This window comes from Sinorhizobium sp. RAC02 (assembly GCF_001713395.1).
GTDB lineage: Bacteria > Pseudomonadota > Alphaproteobacteria > Rhizobiales > Rhizobiaceae > Shinella.
On record NZ_CP016450.1, the window covers coordinates 1,779,778 to 1,801,766 of the forward strand.

At 63.0% G+C, this 21,989-nt stretch carries 19 protein-coding genes; 14 read left to right on the forward strand and 5 right to left on the reverse strand.

Going from position 1 to position 21,989, the window contains the following annotated elements; all coding sequences use genetic code 11:
* Nucleotides 1–106: 106 nt before the first annotated feature.
* On the forward strand, nt 107–1,150 hold the full coding sequence (locus BSY16_RS08560; protein ID WP_069059264.1) for an aldo/keto reductase: 1,044 nt from the start codon (nt 107–109) through the stop codon (nt 1,148–1,150).
* Nucleotides 1,151–1,192: 42 nt separating this feature from the next.
* Here BSY16_RS08560 and BSY16_RS08565 read toward each other — a convergent pair whose 3' ends face one another.
* Both BSY16_RS08565 and BSY16_RS08570 read right to left on the reverse strand, forming a co-directional pair.
* Entirely contained in the window at nt 1,193–2,581 is a 1,389-nt protein-coding gene (locus BSY16_RS08565) for a nucleobase:cation symporter-2 family protein (protein ID WP_069059265.1), read from the reverse strand.
* A 294-nt stretch (nt 2,582–2,875) separates the two neighbouring features.
* The gene (locus BSY16_RS08570) at nt 2,876–3,241 is read right to left on the reverse strand and encodes a hypothetical protein (protein ID WP_150129903.1); all 366 of its coding nucleotides are present in this window, start codon (nt 3,239–3,241) and stop codon (nt 2,876–2,878) included.
* 269 nt (nt 3,242–3,510) lie between these two features.
* Between BSY16_RS08570 and BSY16_RS08575 the strand changes: the two genes are divergently transcribed.
* The 7 genes from BSY16_RS08575 (at nt 3,511) to BSY16_RS08605 (ending at nt 12,062) form a co-directional block, all read left to right on the forward strand.
* Nucleotides 3,511–6,096: a tetratricopeptide repeat protein gene (locus BSY16_RS08575; RefSeq protein WP_150129904.1), complete on the forward strand. Its 2,586-nt coding sequence runs from the start codon at nt 3,511–3,513 to the stop codon at nt 6,094–6,096.
* 267 nt (nt 6,097–6,363) lie between these two features.
* Nucleotides 6,364–6,825: a 30S ribosomal protein S6 gene (gene rpsF / locus BSY16_RS08580; RefSeq protein WP_069059268.1), complete on the forward strand. Its 462-nt coding sequence runs from the start codon at nt 6,364–6,366 to the stop codon at nt 6,823–6,825.
* Between the two features lie 24 nt (nt 6,826–6,849).
* Nucleotides 6,850–7,098, forward strand: coding sequence for a 30S ribosomal protein S18 (gene rpsR / locus BSY16_RS08585; RefSeq protein WP_069059269.1), 249 nt, complete (start codon nt 6,850–6,852; stop codon nt 7,096–7,098).
* A 210-nt stretch (nt 7,099–7,308) separates the two neighbouring features.
* Nucleotides 7,309–8,283, forward strand: a complete 975-nt coding sequence (locus BSY16_RS08590; protein ID WP_069059270.1) for a YybS family protein — start codon at nt 7,309–7,311, stop codon at nt 8,281–8,283.
* A gap of 22 nt (nt 8,284–8,305) precedes the next feature.
* The gene (gene rplI / locus BSY16_RS08595; RefSeq protein ID WP_069059271.1) at nt 8,306–8,881 is read left to right on the forward strand and encodes a 50S ribosomal protein L9; all 576 of its coding nucleotides are present in this window, start codon (nt 8,306–8,308) and stop codon (nt 8,879–8,881) included.
* A gap of 208 nt (nt 8,882–9,089) precedes the next feature.
* The gene (locus BSY16_RS08600) at nt 9,090–10,376 is read left to right on the forward strand and encodes a cyclopropane fatty acid synthase (protein ID WP_069059272.1); all 1,287 of its coding nucleotides are present in this window, start codon (nt 9,090–9,092) and stop codon (nt 10,374–10,376) included.
* A gap of 186 nt (nt 10,377–10,562) precedes the next feature.
* Nucleotides 10,563–12,062 (forward strand): replicative DNA helicase, encoded by a 1,500-nt coding sequence (locus BSY16_RS08605; protein WP_069059273.1) that lies wholly within the window; start codon nt 10,563–10,565, stop codon nt 12,060–12,062.
* Nucleotides 12,063–12,205: 143 nt separating this feature from the next.
* Here BSY16_RS08605 and BSY16_RS08610 read toward each other — a convergent pair whose 3' ends face one another.
* Nucleotides 12,206–12,808, reverse strand: a complete 603-nt coding sequence (locus BSY16_RS08610; RefSeq protein ID WP_069059274.1) for a hypothetical protein — start codon at nt 12,806–12,808, stop codon at nt 12,206–12,208.
* A gap of 100 nt (nt 12,809–12,908) precedes the next feature.
* Here BSY16_RS08610 and alr point away from each other — a divergent pair, with 100 nt between their 5' ends.
* The 5 genes from alr to BSY16_RS08635 all read left to right on the forward strand — a co-directional run bounded on the left by alr (nt 12,909) and on the right by BSY16_RS08635 (nt 18,748).
* On the forward strand, nt 12,909–14,078 hold the full coding sequence (gene alr, locus BSY16_RS08615) for an alanine racemase (protein WP_069059275.1): 1,170 nt from the start codon (nt 12,909–12,911) through the stop codon (nt 14,076–14,078).
* A gap of 71 nt (nt 14,079–14,149) precedes the next feature.
* A complete protein-coding gene (gene radA, locus BSY16_RS08620) occupies nt 14,150–15,553 on the forward strand; it encodes a DNA repair protein RadA (protein WP_069059276.1) in 1,404 nt (467 codons plus the stop codon).
* Between the two features lie 131 nt (nt 15,554–15,684).
* On the forward strand, nt 15,685–16,314 hold the full coding sequence (locus BSY16_RS08625; protein ID WP_069059277.1) for a CvpA family protein: 630 nt from the start codon (nt 15,685–15,687) through the stop codon (nt 16,312–16,314).
* 188 nt (nt 16,315–16,502) lie between these two features.
* The gene (gene purF / locus BSY16_RS08630) at nt 16,503–17,996 is read left to right on the forward strand and encodes an amidophosphoribosyltransferase (protein ID WP_069059278.1); all 1,494 of its coding nucleotides are present in this window, start codon (nt 16,503–16,505) and stop codon (nt 17,994–17,996) included.
* An 11-nt stretch (nt 17,997–18,007) separates the two neighbouring features.
* Nucleotides 18,008–18,748 (forward strand): SDR family NAD(P)-dependent oxidoreductase, encoded by a 741-nt coding sequence (locus tag BSY16_RS08635; RefSeq protein WP_069059279.1) that lies wholly within the window; start codon nt 18,008–18,010, stop codon nt 18,746–18,748.
* A gap of 129 nt (nt 18,749–18,877) precedes the next feature.
* Here BSY16_RS08635 and BSY16_RS08640 read toward each other — a convergent pair whose 3' ends face one another.
* The gene (locus tag BSY16_RS08640; protein ID WP_069059280.1) at nt 18,878–19,450 is read right to left on the reverse strand and encodes a transglycosylase SLT domain-containing protein; all 573 of its coding nucleotides are present in this window, start codon (nt 19,448–19,450) and stop codon (nt 18,878–18,880) included.
* Between the two features lie 302 nt (nt 19,451–19,752).
* Here BSY16_RS08640 and BSY16_RS08645 point away from each other — a divergent pair, with 302 nt between their 5' ends.
* Nucleotides 19,753–20,859: a branched-chain amino acid ABC transporter substrate-binding protein gene (locus tag BSY16_RS08645; RefSeq protein ID WP_069059281.1), complete on the forward strand. Its 1,107-nt coding sequence runs from the start codon at nt 19,753–19,755 to the stop codon at nt 20,857–20,859.
* A gap of 88 nt (nt 20,860–20,947) precedes the next feature.
* Here BSY16_RS08645 and BSY16_RS08650 read toward each other — a convergent pair whose 3' ends face one another.
* Complete coding sequence (locus BSY16_RS08650; RefSeq protein WP_069059282.1) at nt 20,948–21,985, reverse strand: HlyD family secretion protein; 1,038 nt, start codon at nt 21,983–21,985, stop codon at nt 20,948–20,950.
* Nucleotides 21,986–21,989 lie beyond the last annotated feature (4 nt).

Sequence of the window (21,989 nt, forward strand, 5' to 3'; positions counted from 1 at the left end):
ACAGCCATTTCCAAGGCCTTCGCACAGGGAATCGCCCTATTCCGTCTTGCACTTCACGACGGCCAGCCTACATTCGCGCCGTTCCCACAACAGGATTTTTCCTCCCATGAAATATCATCCGCTCGGCAGGACCGGCATCAGCGTGTCGGAAATCTGCCTCGGCACCATGACCTGGGGCTCGCAGAACAGCGAGCAGGACGCGCACGACCAGCTCGACTACGCCTTCTCCCAGGGCGTCAACTTTATCGATACGGCCGAACTCTATCCAACCACTCCCCTCTCCCCCGAAACCTACGGCGACACCGAACGCTTCATCGGCAGCTGGATGAAGGCTCGCGGCAACCGCGACAAGGTCGTGCTCGCCACCAAGGTCGCCGGCCCCGGCCGTCCTTATATACGTGACGGCGCTCCGATCAGTCGCGCCGGCATTCTTGAAGCGATCGACAACAGCCTGTCGCGCCTCAAGACCGACTATCTCGACCTCTACCAGTTGCATTGGCCGAACCGAGGTCACTACCATTTCCGCAACGCCTGGAGCTACGACCCGTCCAAGCAGGACCGCGAAAAGGTCGCCGCGGAGCTTGCGGAAATCCTCGAAACCATCGGCGATATCGTGAAGGCCGGCAAGGTGCGGGCGCTTGGTCTTTCCAACGACACGGCCTGGGGCACGATGCGCATGCTGAAGCTCGCCGAGGACAAGGGTCTGCCGCGCGTCGCCTCGATCCAGAACGAGTACAACCTGCTCTACCGGACCTTTGACCTCGATCTCGCAGAACTGTCGCACCACGAGGATATCGGGCTGCTCGCCTACTCCCCGCTCGCTGCTGGGCTTCTGACCGGGAAGTATCTCGACGGCGCCAAGCCGGAAGGCTCGCGCCTGATGAAAAACGGCGACCTCGGCGGCCGCTACCAGCCGCTTCAGGAGCCGGCGGTGCGCGCCTATATGGAACTTGCAAAGGAACACGGGATCGACCCCGCGCAAATGGCCATCGCCTTCTGCCTGACGCGGCCCTTCATGGCCTCCGCCATCATCGGCGCAACGTCGATGGAGCAGTTGAAGACGGATATCGGGGCGGCGGATCTCACGCTCTCGGCCGACGTGATGAACGGCATTCGCCGCATTCACCGGCTTTATCCGGCGCCGATGTAAGCCAAGCCGGGCGGCCGAGTATTCGGCCGCCCGGACTGTCCATCAATGGACGGGTTTGGGTTCCTGCGTTTCCGGCAACAGCCAGTTCAGCAGCAAGGCGCAAAGGCCGCCCGTCGCAACGCCCGATTCCAGCACGTCCTTCAGGAAGCGCGGCATGTGCGAAACGAATTCCGGCACCTGCGACACGCCAAGACCGAGAGCCAGCGAGATCGCAATGATCAGCAATGCCCGCCGATCAAGCTGGATGCCCGCGAGGATGTTGATGCCGGAAGCGGCAACGGCGCCGAACATCACGATCACTGCGCCACCGAGAACCGGCTCCGGCACGGCCTGGATGATGCCGGCCGTGGTCGGGAACAGGCCGAGCAGCACGAGCACGCCCGCAATGTAGACGCCGACATGGCGGCTTGCGACGCCGGTCAACTGGATGATGCCGTTGTTCTGCGCGAAGACCGAGCTCGGGAAGGTGTTGAAGATGCCGGCGAGGAACGAATTCGCCCCGTTGACCAGCACGCCGCCCTTGACCCGCTCCATCCAGACCGGGCCTTCGACCGGCTGGCGCGAAATCTTGCTGGTCGCGGTGATATCGCCGATCGCTTCAAGCGACGTCACCAGATAGATCACCACCATCGGCGCGAACAGCGACCAGGAGAAATCGAGCCCGAAATGCAGCGGCGTCGGCACCTGGAACCAGGCTGCCTCATGAACGCCCGCGAAATCGAGACGGCCGAGCGCGGCGGCAAGCGCATAACCGACGCCAAGCGCGATGATGATCGCGGCACTTCTCACCCAGACGATCTGGACACGATTGAGGCCGATGATAAGGGCGAGAACGGTGCCGGACAGCAGGAGGTTTTCGCCGTTTGCAAACGTGCCCGTCTTCATCGCGCCGAAGCCGCCGCCCATGCTGATGAGCCCGACCTTGATCAGCGTAAGGCCGATCATCAGAACGACGATCCCCGTCACCAGCGGCGTGATGAGCTTCCTGACGAAGGGCAGGATACGGGACAGCCCCATCTCGATGAACGAGCCGGCGATCACCACGCCGAAGATGCAGGCCATGACCGCCTCGACGGGCGCGCCCTGCTGCACCATGAGCGCGCCACCCGCAATGAGCGGGCCGACGAAGTTGAAGCTGGTGCCCTGGACGATCAGCAGGCCGGCACCCAGCGGGCCGAACCGCCGGCACTGCACGAAGGTCGCGATGCCTGAAATGACCAGCGACATGGAAACGATCATGTTGGTGTCGCGGGCCGAAACCCCGAGCGCCTGACAGATCAGAAGTCCCGGCGTGACGATCGGAACGATGATGGCGAGCAGATGCTGGATCGCGGCCAACAGGGCGATCGGCGGCTTCGGCTTGTCCTCCAGCGCGAAAACCAGGTCGTTTGTCGTTGATGTCGGCAAATCCGGATGCGTATGGGCGTTCATGCGCGCACCTCGATCCGGTTTTCGCTCTCAAGCGCAGCCGCGCTCCGTCGTGCCTGCGCACGAACGCTATGGTTTGCCATGGCTTCTCCTCCCGGCGTGGTTGATGCCGCTTGAACGCGGCGATCCGAAGCCTCCACTTCGGGCAGGAGAAGCTAGCCGAGTTCGCCGCCGGGGTTTCTTCAAAAAATCCCGAAAGAGTTTCGCTCGATAGCAAGGGTTTGGCGCTTGGCTTGAAGCAAAAAGAAACCCGCCGAAACGGCGGGTTTCTCAAGGCCCCATGCTGGGTGACGATGGTTACGGGGTGGTCGTGGTTGCGCCACCGCCTTCGGTCTGGCCGCCATTCGGCTGGACTTCCAGCGGCTGCGTGCCGCCGGTCGCGCCGCCCGTCTGGCCATCGGTGGTGGCGCCACCGGCCGGAGCCGTATCGGTCGTGCCGATCGCCGATGTATTGGCGTTCGGATCGACGCCGTCACCCGGCGTTCCGCTGCCGACGAAATAGAAGATGCCCACGGCGACGAGAACAGCGAGGATCACGGCGACGGCCCAGCCGCCGGTGCCGCTGCCGCCGGTCGTCTGATTGACGACGGTCGGGCCACGATCATCCACCGGAGGCGTATAACGATCTTCCGGGGGACGATTGACAAGGTTCGGGTCTTGCATGTCGGTCACTCCATATGGTTGGATCGACGGGAAAACGCGCCACTCGTGTTTAAGTTCCATTTCCTTCAAATGGTAAACGCTCTTCCCCTTGCAGCTTCCCGGCGAGTGCCTCAAATTGGGAGGGCAATGTGCTGAGGGATGAGATGTCGGTCATAACGAAGGGTGTGGGATCGGTGGTGCTGGCGGTTGGAAGTGCGCTGATAACCGGCGACCCAACAGGAACAGTCGGCAGCTTGACATCGCGGGCGCTCGGCGTGGCGGGTGGCCTCATGTCAGGCGTCGCCGGCAACTTCATGCATGATGCCCTCAAGGAGGCAGGGCCCACCCTCGGCGCATCCCTCCTGCGTCGACACACAGAGATCGACCGCAACCATCATATCGTGCTCGCACTGCGCCTCTCGCACCTTGATGCCCTCAACGCGATCCTGGATCGCTTCGATGCAGGCCGGAAATCGGAAATCGACCCCGCCCGCAAGGCGGAGGGAGCAAGGATTTCCGCACTTCTGCGTGCTTATGCGAAGGATGCCCGGCAGTTCGACGGCGAAGCCGCAAAAGACATTGGGTCGGAAGAACGCCGCGTGCTCATCGCGCTTCCGGCCGCTTTCGAGACGGCACTTGCCGGACGGACCGGCAGCGCCGCGGATGCAAACATCGTGCGGCGCGAGATGGAATTGGCCGTCGTGCAGGGACTCGCCAAGGAGATCGGCGATGATCTGCCCGCCTTCCTGGCCGCCGCATTTCACGGCAATGCGGAAGGACGGGATGGCTGGCACGACCTGTTCGTGCGCGCCGCCTGCGCACGGCTGAAGGACAATGCCGCCTTCGGGGCGATCTGGTCCGCAGAGCTGCAGGCCGGTTCCTATCACCGCATCCGGGCGCTTCTTGATTTGACCGCTGCGATCGATCGTAAAACAGACCAGTTGCTGGCTGGCCAGAATGCGACGGAAGAGGCTGCCGAGCGGCGGCACCGCGAGAATCTCGCTTTTCAGCAGAAAATCCTCGATGCAACCGCTCGCGAAAAGGGCGTGTCGGTCGCCGATCTGCGCCCTGTCCTCACACGCCTGCTTGGCCATTCCGACGTCCCGCTCGACCAGATCGGCCGCGTGCTCGGCGAGGCCGTCGATGCCATGCTGGCACAATCGCAGACGCTCGCCGTCGTGCACAACGACGAGCCCTCCATCGACCGCGCTATTAACCTCTCGCGCGCGAAGCTGAAGACCCTCGACATCGAAGGCGCGTTGGCGACGGTGCGCGCCGCGCAGAGGGCGGAAGAGCAAACCGCCCAGATGCGCGACAAAGCACGTGCGCGCCTTTTCTTCGAGGAGGCGGATATCCTCGCACCGCTTTACGACCATGTCGGGGTGATCGCCGCGCTTCGGGCGGCGCTTGCGTTGGACGCCGAGATGCACTGGCGCTGGTTTCAGCTTGGTGATGAGCTTGTAACCATCGGAGCCCGCCGCGAAGCCGAGGCGAATTATCGAAAGGCCCTTATGATCTGTCAAAGCGCTCAAGATCAACGCGAAGTCGGCGTTTGTTACAATAGGATTGGCGACATGCGGCGTGACGAAGGCGACGCCAAGGGCGCGTCCGACGTTTATGGTGCGGCCCTCAAAATCGCGAAAGCCCTCGCTGAAGGCGATCCAAACAATACCGATTGGCAACGAGATCTCTCAATCAGCTATCACAAGATAGGCGACATGCGACGTGCTGAAGGCAATGCCAAGGCGGCACTCGACGCCTTCACTGAGGACCTGAAAATTGCAAAGGCTCTTGCCGAACGCGATCCAGACAATTCCGAATGGTTGCGGGACCTCTCCGTTAGCTACAACAGGGTCGGCGACATGAGACATGCGGAGGGCGATTCCAAAGGTGCGCTCGACGCCTATAGCCACGCGCTCAAAATCCGGGAAACCCTCATCGAACGCGACCCAAACAATGCCGGGTGGCGGCGTGATCTTTCTATAAGCTACCACAAGATAGGCGACATGCGGCGCGCTGAAGGCAATGCCAAAGCTACATTTGAAGCATATGAGGAGGCTCTCCAAATTGCACGGATGCTCGCTGAACGAGATCCACACAATGCTGAATTGCAGCGTGACCTCATCGTCAGCCACAACAGAATAGGTGATATGCTGCGTGACGAGGGCGACGCTCAAGGTGCGCTAGACGTCTATGGCGAGGCGCTCAAAATAGCAAAGACGCTTACTCACCTCGATCCAAGCAACACCGAATGGCAGCACGATCTTGCCGTGAGTCATCATAAGATCGGCAACATGCGGCGCGCTGGAGGCGATACCAAAGCCGCACTGGAAGCCTTTGATGAGGCTTTCAAAATCGCGACTACGCTTGTCGAGCGTGATCCGAGCAGCACCATATGGCAGCGTAATCTCTCTGTTAGCTACAACTCGATCGGCGACATACGTCTTGGACAAGACGATGTGAAAGGTGCGCTTGAGGCTTACGACGCAGCTCTCAAAATCCGAGAGACTCTCGTGGAACACGATCCAGGCAATGCCATCTGGCAGCGCGACCTCGCGGTAGGCTACCACGCAATCGGCGATATACGACGTAAAACGGGGGATGTGGAAATTGCGCTAAAAGTCCATGTCCGCGCTCTAAAGATCACAAAAGCCCTCGCTGACCGAGACCCAGACAATGCCTTATGGCAACGAGACCTGATCATCAGCCTTGTAAAGCTTGCACAAGCTGATCCGAGTAGCGCAGCCGCACGCTATGCAGCAGCGCTCACAATCGCCGAGCGACTCGCTGCCGAAGGCAAACTTACACCAGCGGATGCCTGGATGCCGGAGGATCTTGCCCAGCGGCTTGCCGAAGCGACGGGCGCGTCGGCATGATAACACCGAGCAATGTCTCCCCTTGCGTTCGGCCGAAAAATCCGTATAAGCGCGCTGTTCAACACACCCGGTCAATCGGCTGGTGGCTGAACGGAGGGCCGGTGATCCTGTAGGAACGCCGTTTGGAGCCAAGGGCTCCAGCCTCCCGTGTCTCCGCTCTCGACCGTCTGGATTAACGCTTTTCTTGCTTCGGGCCTCGCGCCCTTAAGAACTGTCGTTGAGGCTTGGCGCCGGTTTCGGGTGTAAACGCAAGAAAGGCAAAGCCACATGGCTCTCTACGAACATGTATTCCTGGCCCGCCAGGACGTGTCCGCCCAGCAGGTCGACGCTCTCGTCGAACAGTACAAGGGTGTGATCGAATCGCTCGGCGGCAAGGTCGGCCGTATCGAAAACTGGGGCCTCAAGTCCCTGACCTACCGCATCAAGAAGAACCGCAAGGCGCATTATGCCCTGATGGACATCGATGCCCCGGCTGCTGCCATCCACGAGATGGAACGCCAGATGCGCATCAACGAAGACGTTCTTCGTTACATGACCATCGCTGTCGAAGCCCACGAAGAAGGCCCGTCGGCAATGATGCAGAAGCGCGACCGTGACGACCGTCCGCGTCGTGATGGCGACGACCGCGGCCCGCGCCGCGATTTCGGCGATCGTGGCCCGCGCCGCGACTTCGGCGATCGTCCGCCGCGCCGTGACGGCGACCGCCCGGCCCGCGAAGACCGCGCGTAATCGAAGCAGAAGGAGACTAAGACAATGGCTGATACTTCCTCCGCTCCGGCACGCCGTCCGTTCCACCGCCGCCGCAAGACCTGCCCCTTCTCGGGCGCAAACGCTCCGAAGATCGACTACAAGGATGTCCGTCTTCTGTCGCGTTACATCTCCGAGCGCGGCAAGATCGTTCCGTCCCGCATCACGGCCGTTTCCCAGAAGAAGCAGCGCGAACTCGCCAAGGCGATCAAGCGCGCCCGCTTCCTCGGCCTGCTGCCCTACGTCGTAGCGTAAGCGAGTGACTCTGCGGCCTGACTCGACGTCGGGGCGAGACACCTGACTCCGGGGAAGACGGTTTTGCCGCCTTCCCCATTTCCCTTCCGCGTTGGGCGCGGATCGGAGCCGCCGGTCTCCTGGAGACCAAAATCCCATGTTGGGGAGACGGTCCTGAATCACTGTGTCAGGAAACTCCTCTAACTGTCTGAACAGACAGGACAGCGAACCGTGAAGACCTTGACGCCGACATCGATTGCGACCGGCCTGATTGCCGGTGTGACCGCCGCTCTGCTTTCGCTGAGCGCGAACGCACAGTCGTCGTTTGCAATCGTGCTTTACGCTGCGTCCGCGCTTCCCATTCTCATTGCAGGCCTCGGCTGGGGCAATGCCAGCGCGCTGATTGCCGTCGTTGCCGGTGGCGCTGTCGCGTCCGCTCTGGTCTCCTCCTATTTCGCGCTGATGATCGTCATCATCACGCTCATTCCGGCCGGCTGGCTCAGCAATCTGGCCAACCTCGCGCGCCCCGCCTCCGAACTCGGCGGCCCGGAAGGCGCGCTCGCCTGGTACCCGCTGTCCAACATTCTCGTCCATCTCGCGCTTATGGTGACGCTCGGCATGATCGCGGTCGGCGCGATCGTCGGCTACGACAGCGCGATGGCCAGCCAGCTCGTCGATATCGTCATCCAGACGCTGAAGGCGCAGGAGCCGCTCTACAATCCGGATGCGGCGTCGATCGCGCAGATGAAGACCATTTTTGCGCTGGCGCTGCCACTCGTGCAGGGCGCGCTCTGGGTGTTCCTGCTGTTTGCCGCCTACTACATTGCAAGCTTCATCGTCCGCCTGTCGGGCAAGGGTCTTCGCCCGCGCGAGGACATGCCGTCGACGCTGCGCATGCACCGCAATGCGATCTTCATCTTCCTCGCCGGTCTCGTCAGCACCTTCATGGGTGGCGTGCCGGCGATCATCGGCGCGCTCGTCTGCGGCACCTTCGGGGCCGGTTTCGTGCTTGCCGGCTTCGCGAGCCTGCATTTCAGGACGCGCGGCAAGCCGTGGCGGCTTTTTGCCCTGTGGTTCGCCTATCTCTCGGTATTGCTTCTCACGATACCGATTTTCGCCATCCTCATCCTGGGCATGATGGACACGCGGCGCACGATCGCGCTGACGCCCGCCAGCCCGGCCGAGAAGAAAAACCAGAATACCTGAACGTCAAGAAAGGAACTCGAAAATGAACGTCATTCTCCTCGAACGCATCGCCAAGCTCGGCCAGATGGGCGAAATCGTCAAGGTTCGCGACGGCTTTGCCCGTAACTACCTGCTGCCGCTCGGCAAGGCGCTGCGCGCCAACGAAGCCAACAAGAAGCGCTTCGAATCCGAGCGTTCGACGCTCGAAGCCCGCAACCTCGAGCGCAAGTCGGAAGCCCAGTCGGTTGCCGAAAAGCTCGACGGCAAGACCTTCGTCATCGTCCGCTCCGCCGGCGAAACCGGCCAGCTCTACGGTTCGGTCGCCGCCCGCGACATCATCGAGGCGCTGTCTTCGGAAGGCTTCAACGTCGGCCGCAACCAGGTCGAACTCAACACGCCGATCAAGGCCATTGGCCTGCACAAGGTCGTGCTGCACCTGCATGCCGAAGTCGAGATCAGCATCGTCGTCAACGTTGCCCGCTCCGCCGATGAAGCCGAGCGCCAGACGAAGGGCGAAAGCCTGACGTCGGCCGACGCCATCTACGGCGTTGACGAAGACGCCCTGAAGCCGGAAGACTTCTTCGATCCGGAAGCTGAAGGCGAAGACGAAGACGCCTGATATCGGCTTCTACGCAAATAACGTCTACGACGGGCCGGCTCTGCCGGCCCGTTGCCGTTTCAAGGGCTAAAAAGCACATCTTGAAATCCGGTTTTTCGCATCAATATTTATATGTCGTTAGACTGGATTGGCGGTCGGGCCGCTTCCCAGGCCGGTTTCCGACCACGACCCGTTCCGCCGCTTTTTAAAGCGCGACGGAGTTTAGCGAATGAAGTTCATTGTACAGGCTCTCGTTTCCCGCCTCGTCGAGACCGGAAATCTGAAGATCACCTACCCGGACGGATCCATCCAGGCTTTTGGCGATGGCACCGGCAATCCCATCCACATGCGTCTCAACACCCGCAAAGCGGTCTGGGGTATCGCATTCGATCCCGCCTACTATCTCGGGCATCATTACGGCACCGGCGATATCGATATCATCGAGGGCGACATGTACGGCCTCTTGAAAACCGTCTTCACCGGCAACCCGGATTTCAAATACTACGATTCCCGTTGGAACCACCTTCTCGAGCGGGTGCGCTATCTCTTCCGCTGGGCGCGCGAACAGAACAGCGTCATGCGTTCGCGCCGGAACGTACAGCACCACTATGATCTCACCGGCGCCCTCTACGATCTCTTCCTCGATCGGGACCGCCAGTATTCCTGCGCCTATTTCGAGCAGCCGGACCAGACGCTGGACGAGGCACAGCTTGCCAAGAAGCGGCACATCGCCGCCAAGCTCAACATCAATCGGCCGGGCCAAAGCGTGCTCGACATCGGCAGCGGCTGGGGCGGCATGGCGCTCTATCTTGCGCGCCAGCTCGGCGCCAAGGTGACGGGCGTAACGCTCTCCGACGAACAACACGCGCTTTCCGTAAAGCGGGCGAACGAGGCCGGCCTTTCCGATGCGGTGAAATTCCTGCTGCAGGACTATCGCAACACGGAAGGCCCGTTCGACCGTATCGTCTCGGTCGGCATGTTCGAGCATGTCGGCCGGCCGAACTACCTCACCTTCTTCAAGAAGAGCGCGTCGCTCTTGAAACGCGACGGCGTGATGTTGCTGCACACGATCGGCCGCACCGACCAGCCCTCGGCCAACAACCCGTTCATCGAGAAATACATCTTTCCCGGTGGCTACATCCCTGCCCTTTCCGAGGTTATGCAGGCGGTCGAAAAGAGCGGACTTGCGGTAACGGACGTGGAGATCCTGCGGCTGCACTATGCCGAGACGCTGCGCCACTGGCGCGAACGTTTCATGGCAAGGCGCGAGGAGGCCAAGGCGCTGTACGATGAAAAATTCTGCCGGGTCTGGGAGTTCTACCTCGCCGCATCCGAAAGCGCCTTCCGCTGGCAGAACCTCGTCGTCTTCCAGCTCCAGCTCGCACATGATCAGGAGGCCGTGCCGCTGACGCGCGAATATATCGGGCGCGGCGAGGATTGCCTCAAGGCGCATGAGGGCAACCCGAAGGGCGATCGGCGTGGCGCGCGCCAGTTCCCGCAGGAGGCGTCGCTGTGAGATTCGGCGCATGAGTCAACCGAAAGCGAGCAGGCCCGGCGGAATCCGGGCTTGCCGTGTCCTGGCCGCCTGTGGAAAAGTCTAAGACTGGGCCTAAAGCATGGCCAGGGCCGGAAGCGCTTGACCCCCGGCAGCAAAGGAACGACACCAGCGACCTTCTAAAACAGGGACGGGAGATTCGGGACGATGAACGACGCCGTGCGCAAGCTCAACCAGGCCGGTCGCGAGAATGCGGAGCTGCACCACCGCGAGGCACCGAACAACGTCGAGGCCGAACAGGCCCTGCTCGGCGCCATTCTCGTCAACAACGACGCCTATTACCGCGTCTCGGATTTCTTGAAGCCGATCCACTTCAACGAGCCGCTGCACCGCAAGATCTACGAACTTGCCGGCGACACGATCCGCATGGGCAAGATCGCCACCACGATCACGCTGAAGACGCATCTGCCCACCGACAGCAAGGTCGGCGACCTGACGATCCCGCAATATCTCGCGCGCCTTGCCGCCGAGGCCGTGACGATCATCAACGCGGAAGACTATGGCCGCGCGATCTATGACCTGGCGCTGCGCCGCTCGCTGATCAATATCGGCGAGGACATGGTCAACATCGCCTATGACGCGCCGCTCGACATGCCGCCGCAGACCCAGATCGAAGACGCCGAGCGCCGCCTCTTCGAGCTGGCCGAAACCGGCCGCTATGACGGCGGCTTCCAGTCGTTCAACGACGCGGTGGCGCTGGCAATCGACATGGCCGGCCAGGCATTTGAGCGCGACGGTAGCCTGTCGGGTATCTCCACCGGGATCCACTCGCTCGATGGCCGCATGGGCGGTTTGCAGCGCTCCGACTTGATCGTGCTCGCCGGACGCCCCGGCATGGGCAAGACCTCGCTTGCCACCAATATCGCCTACAACATCGCCGCCTCCTACGAACCGGAAATCCAGGCGGACGGATCCTACAAGGCGAAGAACGGCGGCGTTGTTGGCTTCTACTCGCTCGAAATGTCCTCCGAACAGCTCGCCACCCGCATCATCTCCGAGCAGACGGAAGTCTCCTCGTCGAAGATCCGCCGCGGTGACATTTCCGAGACCGACTTCGAAAAGCTCGTCGCCTGCAGCCAGATGATGCAGAAAGTGCCGCTCTACATCGACCAGACCGGTGGTATCTCGATTGCCCAGCTATCCGCCCGTGCACGCCGCCTCAAGCGCCAGCGCGGCCTCGATTGCCTCGTGGTGGACTATATCCAGCTGATGACCGGCTCGGGCAAATCCAGCGATAACCGCGTGCAGGAAATCACCCAGATTACCACGGGCCTGAAGGCGCTCGGCAAGGAACTGAACGTACCGATCATCGCGCTTTCCCAGCTCTCCCGTCAGGTGGAAAGCCGCGAGGACAAGCGCCCGCAGCTCTCCGACCTTCGCGAATCAGGCTCGATCGAGCAGGACGCCGACGTCGTGCTCTTCGTGTTCCGCGAGGAATACTATGTGAAGAACATGGAGCCGCGCGACGAGTTCGATCCGAAATACGAAGAGTGGAAGATGAAGTTCGAAGCGGTGAAGGGCACGGCTGATGTCATCATCGCCAAGCAGCGTCACGGACCGACCGGCACGGTAAAACTCGCCTTCCAGTCGGAATTCACCCGCTTCACCGACCTCGCCGACCCGTCGTTCACGCAGTACGAGCACTGAGACTTCGGCCGGGTGGCCCGGCCCTTCAGGCACCTTCACCCCGCTGGGGAGAAGGAATGGAGGATGCCACGTCTCGGGTTTACCCTTCTCCCCAGCGGGGAGAAGGTGCCGGCAGGCGGATGAGGGGGCTTCCCCCGAGACTCTTACTTCTTCACAAATGCCGGGGCCTTGCAGAAGTGTGCCACGATGGCGAGCGCGCGCTGTGCACGCGTGCGCTGTGCCTCGTCCATCATCGGCAGGTCGAGCCTGTCGGCGCACATATCGTCAGACGCATTGCTCTGGCCGGACAGCGACATGCGGCTCGAACAATAAAGGCCCTCGCCCGTCAGGACGATCTGCTCCGCCTCTGGCGAATCGAAGGGAACCGGGTTCGTCTCGGCAATCATGTCGTCGACCGACGCATAGGCGGCAACCGTGGCGACCCGGCTCAAATCGACGAGGCCGAGCGTCAGCGTCGCCCACTGTTCCGGAAATTGCAGGGCTGACGTCGTGCGGGCGCGACAGGGGGCGCCGGAGACTTCGAGCCGCGTCACCAGCCGCGGCGCACTGGGGTTTTCGACGATCGAGTAGTAGACGTCGCCGCCCTTGTCGCGCTCCGGCTCGGCACCATCCTGGGCAAGGCCGAGCAGCACGGCGTGCGCCGCGCGCATCTCGGCATCCGTCGGCAGGTCATGCGCGGCAGTTGCGGCCTTGCTGGCCAGGACGAGCACCATCGCCCCAATGGTCGCTGTTACTGCGCGCCGCATGGTCTTTCCTTTTTTCCGCACCATAGAGACGCCCCCTTCCGGCGGCAATGCGACGGACGAGCGCATTGCCGCCATAGTCCACAGGCTGTATCTCAGAGCCATGAGCACGCACCATACCTCCACCCGTTCCTCCCTGCCCGTCGCCGGCGAAGATCACGCCCGCCTGACAATCAACCTTTCGGCACTCGCCGACAACTGGCGCGCCATGGCCCGGCGCTCGGGTGCTGCCCGCACCGCCGCGGTGCTGAAGGCCGACGCCTATGGTATCGGTCTGGAACCGGCGGCGCGGAGCTTCCATCAGGCCGGTGCGCGCGATTTCTTCGTCGCCACGCCTGCCGAGGGGGCTGCGCTGCGCGGCCTGCTGCCCGATGTCCGCATCTATGTTTTGTCCGGCATGTGGGCCGGCTCCGAGCGGCTGTTCTTCGAGTTCGATCTGGTGCCGGTCATCGTCTCGGAAGAGCAGCTCGTCGTCTTCATGTCGGCCGTTGCCGACGGTGGTGACCTGCCCTGCGTGCTGCATGTCGATACCGGCATGAGCCGGCTCGGCCTGCGCGTCGAGGATGCGCTGGCGCTGGCCAGCGACACCGCGCGGCCGGCCAGCTTCTCGCCGATCATGCTGCTCAGCCATCTGGCCTGCGCCGACGACCCGAGCCATCCCCTGAACCGCCAGCAGCTCCAGCGCTTCCGTAGCGTCGTCGAGGCCTTCGACGATATCGATGCGACGCTCGCCAACTCGGCCGGCATTTTCCTCGGCGAGGATTATCACTTCACCCTCACCCGCCCCGGCATCGCGCTGTACGGCGGTGCTGCCGTCAACGACGTGCCGAACCCAATGAAACCGGTCGTCACCGCCGAGGCGCGCATCCTTCAGGTGCGCGAGGCGAAGGCCGGCGAAAGCGTCAGCTACGGCGCTTCGATGGTGTTTACCCGTGACACCCGCATCGCGGTCGCGGCGATCGGCTATGCCGACGGCTACATGCGCAGCCTTTCCGGCTCCGGCGTGCCGCTGCGCACCGCGAACATTCCTGGCGCCAGCGGCGTGCTGCATGGCCGCCCCGTGCCGCTGATCGGCCGCGTCACCATGGACCTCACCCATTTCGACGTGACGGACCTGCCGGCTGGAAGTGTGCGCGCCGGCGACTTCATCGAGCTTTTCGGAAACCACATGCCGATCGCCGATGTGGCGCGCGCTGGCGGCACCGTCGACTACGAGCTCTTGACCAGTCTGGGCGGACGTTACGAACGACGCTACGAGACGGCGAAAAAGTAGGACATGTTCCCTCTTTGTGCTAATGGCTTCCGGAACGAATCCCTGAGACGTGTTCCGGAAAGCAAGACCAGATGGCGAAAGCCCGCACGCAATTCATCTGCCAGAACTGTGGCACCGCGCATTCCCGCTGGGTCGGAAAGTGCGAGGGGTGCGGCGAGTGGAACACCGTCGTCGAGGAAGACCCGATGGGCGGCATCGGCTCCGGACCCGGCAAAGTGCCGAAGAAGGGCCGGCCGGTCGCGCTGACGGCGCTGTCGGGCGAAATCGAGGAAGCGCCGCGCATCCACACCCGCATTTCCGAACTCGACCGGGCGACCGGCGGTGGTTTCGTGCGCGGTTCGGCGGTGCTGATCGGCGGCGATCCAGGCATCGGCAAGTCGACGCTCCTGATGCAGGCAGCGGCCGCCCTCTCCCGTGGTGGCCACCGGGTCATCTATGTCTCGGGCGAAGAGGCCGTCGCGCAGGTGCGCCTGCGCGCGCAGCGCCTGCAAGCAGCCGAGACCGACGTGCTGCTCGCCGCAGAAACCAATGTCGAGGACATTCTCGCCACCATCGGTGAAGGCAAACGGCCGGACCTCGTCATCATCGATTCGATCCAGACGCTGTGGAGCGACACGGCCGAGGCAGCGCCCGGCACGGTGACACAGGTGCGCACCGGCGTGCAGGCGATGATCCGCTTTGCCAAGCAGACGGGTGCGGCCATGGTGCTCGTCGGCCATGTCACCAAGGACGGCCAGATCGCAGGCCCCCGTGTCGTCGAGCACATGGTCGATGCCGTGCTCTATTTCGAAGGCGACCGCGGCCATCACTACCGCATCCTGCGCACCGTCAAGAACCGCTTCGGCCCGACGGACGAGATCGGCGTCTTCGAAATGTCCGACAAGGGGCTTCGCGAAGTCTCCAATCCATCGGAACTCTTCCTCGGCGAGCGTAATGCGAAGTCACCGGGTGCCGCCGTCTTCGCCGGCATGGAGGGCACGCGTCCCGTTCTTGTCGAGGTGCAGGCGCTGGTCGCCCCCACCTCGCTCGGCACGCCGCGCCGCGCCATCGTCGGCTGGGATTCGGCAAGGCTGTCGATGATCCTGGCGGTGCTGGAGGCGCATTGCGGCGTCCGGCTCGGGCAACACGATGTTTACCTCAATGTGGCGGGCGGTTATCGCATTTCGGAGCCGGCGGCGGACCTTGCCGTTGCGTCTGCGCTCGTTTCGTCGCTCGCCGGTCTTGCCCTTCCCGCCGATTGCGTCTATTTCGGCGAAGTCAGCCTGTCGGGTGCCATTCGCCCGGTGGCGCACACCGCCCAGCGCCTCAAGGAGGCGGAAAAACTGGGGTTTTCGCAGGCCGTGCTCCCCGCCGGTTCCGCCGATCTGCCGAAAGGCGCTGGCGGCCGCTGGAACGAGATCGACAGCCTGCCGGATCTGGTGGCGCGCATTGCCGGATCGAAGCGCGCCCTCCAGCGGGAAGACGAGGACGTTTGACGCCCTCCGGCGCGTGGACAAAGCCCTGTGGGAAACGCGTGCCGAACTGAGACGGTGAACACGCCTTCCGCTAAGGTGCCCCGACCCGGATGTGGGGCCCGGCGACATTTCGGGTTTGGAGTAGGACGAATATGCCCATCACAATTCTCGACGGTATCGTCATCGGTGTCGCGCTGTTCTCGGCGGTGCTGGCGATGGTGCGCGGTTTCTCGCGCGAAGTGCTTTCCGTCGCAAGCTGGGTGGGTGCCGCGGCAGCCGCCTATTTCCTCTATCCGGTCCTCCTGCCCTACGCGAAGGACTACACGACGAGTGACACGGTCGCGATGGTCGGCTCCGCCGCCGCCGTCTTCCTCGTCGCGCTCATCGTGATCTCGTTCATCACCATGCGCATTGCGGACTTCATCATCGACAGCCGCATCGGCGCGCTCGACCGCACGCTCGGCTTCCTGTTCGGTGCCGCCCGCGGCATCCTGCTTGTCGTCGTCGCCATGCTGTTCTTCAACTGGCTGGTGGCACCGCAGCAGCAGCCGGGCTGGGTCACCACGGCGAAATCGAAGCCGCTGCTCGACAATCTCGGCTCGCGCCTCGTGGCGCTCCTGCCGGAGGATGCCGATGCGACGATCATCGATCGCCTGCGCGGCAAACCGGCCGAAGGAGCGCCGGCCGAGGGCGGCGCGGAGGATCCGGATGCAGCCACCGGCGGCACGGGCCAAGGTACGGGCCAGACGCCGGCCGAAGAGGTTCCGGCAACGAACGGATAAGTGATCAGGGGAGCCGCCTCACGAGAATTGATGAAGGCAGGCTCCCCGATTTTTTGGTAGGATGAGATATCAGCCACTGACGCTTCCGGGCCTCGGTGGCAAATGCTTTCGGCAATACCCATATGGGCAGGGCCGGACCCAACGAAGACCGTGCAACCTCCTATGGTCCCGAGCAAAGGCTTGCAGCAATGAGCGATTTCCTGTTTCCCGGCCGCCACGACGACGATCTCGACGGCGACACGCTTCATGAAGAGTGCGGCGTCTTCGGCATTCTCGGCCATCCGGAAGCCGCGACGCTGACGGCGCTCGGCCTGCACGCGCTGCAGCATCGCGGCCAGGAGGCGGCGGGCATCGTCTGCTTCGACGGAAAGCAGTTCCATACCGAAAAGCATATGGGTCTCGTCGGCGACCACTATACCAACCCGGCAACGCTCGCGAAGCTGCCCGGCAACATGGCGATCGGCCATACGCGCTACTCCACCACCGGCGAAGTCGCACTGCGCAATGTGCAGCCGCTGTTTGCGGAACTGGAAGTCGGCGGCATTGCCGTCGCCCATAACGGCAACTTCACCAACGGCCTGACGCTGCGGCGCCAGCTCATTGCCGGCGGCGCCATCTGTCAGTCGACCTCCGATACGGAAGTCGTGCTCCACCTCATCGCCCGCTCGCGCTACACCTCCACGACGGACCGCTTCATCGATGCGATCCGCCAGATGGAAGGCGGCTATTCCATGCTCGGCATCACCCGCACCAAGCTGATCGCCGCCCGTGATCCCACGGGCATCCGCCCGCTCGTCATGGGCGAACTCGACGGCAAGCCGATCTTCGCTTCGGAAACCTGCGCGCTCGACATCATCGGCGCGAAATACATCCGCGACGTCGAGAACGGCGAGATCATCGTCTGCGAAATCCAGCCGGACGGCTCGATCACCATCGAGGCGAAGAAGTCGGGCAATGCGCAGCCGGAACGGCTCTGCCTTTTCGAATATGTCTATTTCGCCCGTCCCGATTCGGTCGTCGGCGGCCGCAGCGTTTATGTCGCGCGCAAGAACATGGGCATCAACCTCGCCAAGGAACATCCGGTCGACGGCGACGTCGTCGTGCCGGTTCCGGATGGCGGCACGCCGGCAGCGCTCGGCTATGCCCAGCAGAGCGGCATCCCGTTCGAATACGGCATCATCCGCAACCATTATGTCGGCCGCACCTTCATCGAGCCGACGCAGCAGATTCGCGCTTTCGGCGTGAAGCTGAAGCATTCCGCCAACCGCGCGATGATCGACGGCAAGCGCGTTATCCTCGTCGACGATTCCATCGTGCGCGGCACGACGTCGCTAAAGATCGTGCAGATGATCCGCGATGCCGGCGCCAAGGAAGTGCATATCCGCGTCGCCAGCCCGATGATCTTCTACCCGGACTTCTACGGCATCGACACGCCGGACCGCGACAAGCTGCTGGCCAACCAGTACAACGACGTCAAGGCGATGGCGAAGCATATCGGTGCGGATTCGCTGGAGTTCATCTCCATCGACGGCCTCTACCGCGCCGTCGGCGGCGAAGACCGCAACAACGCCCGTCCGCAGTTTACCGACCACTACTTCACCGGCGACTATCCGACGCGCCTCCTTGACAAGGAAGGCGAGACGATGGGACGGAAGATTTCGGTAATGGCAAGCAACGGATAATTGACAGCAGCATGAGCATCGACCTCACAGACCGCATCGCGCTGGTCACCGGCGCGTCGCGCGGGATCGGCTATTTCACTGCCCTCGAACTGGCCAAGGCCGGCGCTCATGTCGTCGCCTGCGCCCGCACCGTGGGCGGGCTTGAAGAACTGGACGATGCGATCAAGGCCGTCGGCGGCTCCGCGACGCTGGTGCCTTTCGACCTGGCCGACATGGCAGCGATCGACAAGCTCGGCGGCTCGATCTTCGAGCGCTGGGGCAAGCTCGACATCCTGGTCGCCAATGCCGGCGTGCTCGGCACGATCTCGCCGATCGGCCATGTCGAGGCGAAGGTTTTCGAAAAGGTGATGACCATCAACGTCACCGCGACGTGGCGGCTGATCCGCTCGGTTGAGCCACTGCTCATGAAATCCGACGCCGGCCGCGCCGTCATCCTGTCGTCGAGCGCCGCGCACAAGTGCAAGCCCTTCTGGGGCCCCTACTCCGCCTCCAAGGCGGCCGTCGAGGCTCTGGCCCGCACCTGGGCCGGCGAGACGCAGCGCACGGCATTGCGCATCACCTCGGTCGATCCCGGCGCCACCCGCACCGCCATGCGCGCGCAGGCCGTGCCCGGTGAAGACCCGACAACCGTGCAGCATCCGTCGGATGTGGCGAAGGCCATTCTGCCGCTCGTCGCCCCGGGTTACACCGAGACCGGCAAGCTCTTCGACATGCGCCAGGGCCGCCTGCTGGATTACCGCCTGCCGGAGTGACCGGCAGCGCGCGACCCCTCACTCATAAACCAAAGAGGCCTGGCTCGGGAAATCGAGCCAGGCCTCTTTGGTTTACGGGATTTTCCATCCGCCTTCGCAGTCGCCGAACGACGATGCGGGTGCCTGACCTTACCAGGAACCGCAGTTCTTGAGCTGGCGCGTATACAAGGCGGCCATATCCGCCGCCCGCTTCCCGCCCGTCTTCGCCGTGCCGCTCCAGTTGCCGCGCTTGTAGCCGGCATGGCCGTGATAATAGGCGATGTAGAGCCGGTAGGTGTCGTTAAGGGCTATCCCGTTCTTGCGGTGGCTCTCGCTGTGGTACCAGCCGATGAAGCGGATCGCATCGCCGAAATCGGTGCGTTTGGCCATCCAGCGGCCCGTCTCGCGCTTGTAGCGCGCCCAGGTGCCGTCCAGCGCCTGGGAGAAGCCCAGCGCCGTCGACTGGCGTTTCCACGGAATGAAGCCGAGGAGTTTTGTGCGCGGCGGGCGCGCATTATGCCGGAAGCCGGACTCCGTGTAGATCGTCGCCATAAGCACGGCAACGGGCACGCCGTATTCCCGCTCGGCACGGTTGGCGGCTCGCCGCCAATTATCGAATAGGCCGTCGCGCTGCTCGAAGATGGCACAGGCGTCCCGCGTCTGGCGGGGCACGGACGCACATCCGGCAAGCAGCAGGAGGACGACGATCAATACGCAACGCATCGCAGTTCCTCAGAATTCGCGAATATTTATAAATCGTAAATCTTAACAATCCGTTTTGATTCAAATGCCGGATAGCGTCTCTCATTCACGCCGGTGATCCGCCCATCAAATATGCAAATGCATTATTTTGTTGCGCTTTTTGGCCTTACGGCCTAATCAATCTGCAGCACGCCGGGCCTTCGCGCATGATTGTTCCGGACCGTGAAAGAACCCGCTCCGCATCGGAATACGGCAGCGCCGTCCGGGCGCGTGAGCGTTTGCGACCGGGCCTTTCCCCAAGGCCCAAGCTCAGGAGAGAGATCATGAAGAAGCCAATTTTCGCCGGAGCCCTGCTCGCGGCTTCCGTCGCCTTCGCGCCACTCGCCCACGCAGACATCGTCATCGGCCTCATTGCGCCGCTCACCGGCCCGGTCGCCGCCTATGGCGACCAGGTCAAGAACGGCGCCGAAGCTGCCGTCGCCCAGATCAACAAGAACGGCGGCATCCTCGGCGAGCAGGTCGTGCTGAAGCTGGCGGATGACGGCGGCGAACCCAAGCAGGGCGTTTCGGCCGCCAACCAGATCGTCGGCGAAGGCATCCGCTTCGTCGTCGGACCGGTCACGTCCGGCGTTGCCATCCCGGCCTCCGACGTGCTGGCTGAAAACGGCATTCTGATGGTTACCCCAACGGCAACCGCACCGGACCTGACGGCCCGCGGCCTCACCAACGTGCTGCGCACCTGCGGCCGCGACGACCAGCAGGCGGATGTCGCCGCTGCCTACGTTCTTGCCAAGTTCAAGGACAAGAAGGTCGCCGTGATCCATGACAAGGGCGCCTACGGCAAGGGCCTGGCGGACGCATTCAAGGCCGCGATCAACAAGGGCGGCATCACCGAAGCGCTCTATGATTCGGTTACCCCCGGCGAGAAGGATTTCAGCGCGCTCCTGACCCGTCTCAAGGCTGACGGCGTCGAAGTCATCTATTTCGGCGGCTACCATCCGGAAGGCGGCCTGCTCGCCCGCCAGCTGAAGGACCTTTCGATCAACGCAACGATCATCGGCGGCGAAGGCCTGTCGAACAGCGAATACTGGGCAATCGGCAACGAAGCTGCTGCCGGTACGCTCTTCACCAACGCGTCCGACGCGCTGAAGAGCCCCGACTCCCAGGCCGCCGTGGCCGTGCTGAAGGAAAAGGGCATTCCGCCGGAAGCCTTCACGCTTAACGCCTATGCCGCCGTCGAAGTGCTGAAGGCCGGCATCGAGAAGGCTGGCAGCGCGGAAGACGCTGCTGCCGTCGCCACCGCTCTGAAGTCCGGCGAAGCGGTCCCGACCGCCATCGGCAAGCTCACCTATGGTGAAAACGGCGACCTGACCTCGCAGAGCTTCTCGCTGTTCAAGTGGGAAGACGGCAAGATCGTCGCCGCCGAGTAAGCTTTTAGCGACGGAAATGCGAACGCCGGGGTTTTGCCCCGGCGTTTTTGTTTGTGCAGATCCGCTACGTGCTTTTGCTGGAATTGCCCTACTCGTCCACCACCGTTCTCACCACGACCGAAAGGCCGGGTGCGAGGTGTTTTGCCAGGTCCTGCCCTTCATCGATGGCGATGCGCACCGGCACGCGCTGGGCGACCTTGGTGAAGTTGCCGGTGGCGTTGTCCGGCTTGATGACGCTGAATTCGGAACCGGCGGCGGGGGAGAAGCGCTCGACACGGCCGGTGAGCGTCGCATGCTTCAACGCATCGACGCTGACCTCGACCTTCTGGCCGGGCTGGATATAGGCAAGCTGGGTTTCCTTGAAATTGGCGATGACCCAGGTGTCATGCGGCACGACGGCCATCAGTTGCGTGCCGGCGGCGACATACTGGCCGAGCTTGACGCCCACTTCACCGACGGCACCGTCGCGCGGCGCAGTGATCACCGTGTTGGAGAGGTCGATCTTGGCAAGCTCCACCGAGGCTTCCGCGCCGGCCACGGCAGCCCGCAGCGAATCGCGGCCGACAATGATCGTCTGGAGATCCTGCCGCGAGACTTCGAGGTTTGCCTCGGCCTGCGACACCGCGGCCTCCGCCTGGTCGAACGTGGTGCGGCTCTGTTCGCGGTCGCTTTGGGTGGCGATGCCCTTTTTGGAAAGCTCCTCGATACGGTTCCAGTTTTCCTCCGCCCGGCGCCTGGCATATCTGGCGCTGTCGAGGGCGGCGTTGCTCGCACCGATACGGGCGTTGGCGGCATTTTCCTGCTGCTCGGAATTGGCAAGCGCCGCCTTCTGGCTGGCGAGCGTGGCGTTCGCCTGCTCGACCTTCTGGCGGTAGATCCGGTCGTCGAGGCGCGCCAGCACGGCGCCCGCCTTGACGGTCTCGTAATCCTTCACCGGGACATCCGTGACATAACCGCTCAGTTGCGGGCTGATCAGTGTTACGTATCCGCGCACATAGGCATTGTCCGTCGTCTGGACCTCGCTGGAAAAGGGCGGCAGGTGCCAGGCGTAGAGCACGGCAACGATACCGGCGAGCCCGAGGAGCACGGCGAGCGTGGTGGCGGTGTGACGGATATATGTCTTCATGGCA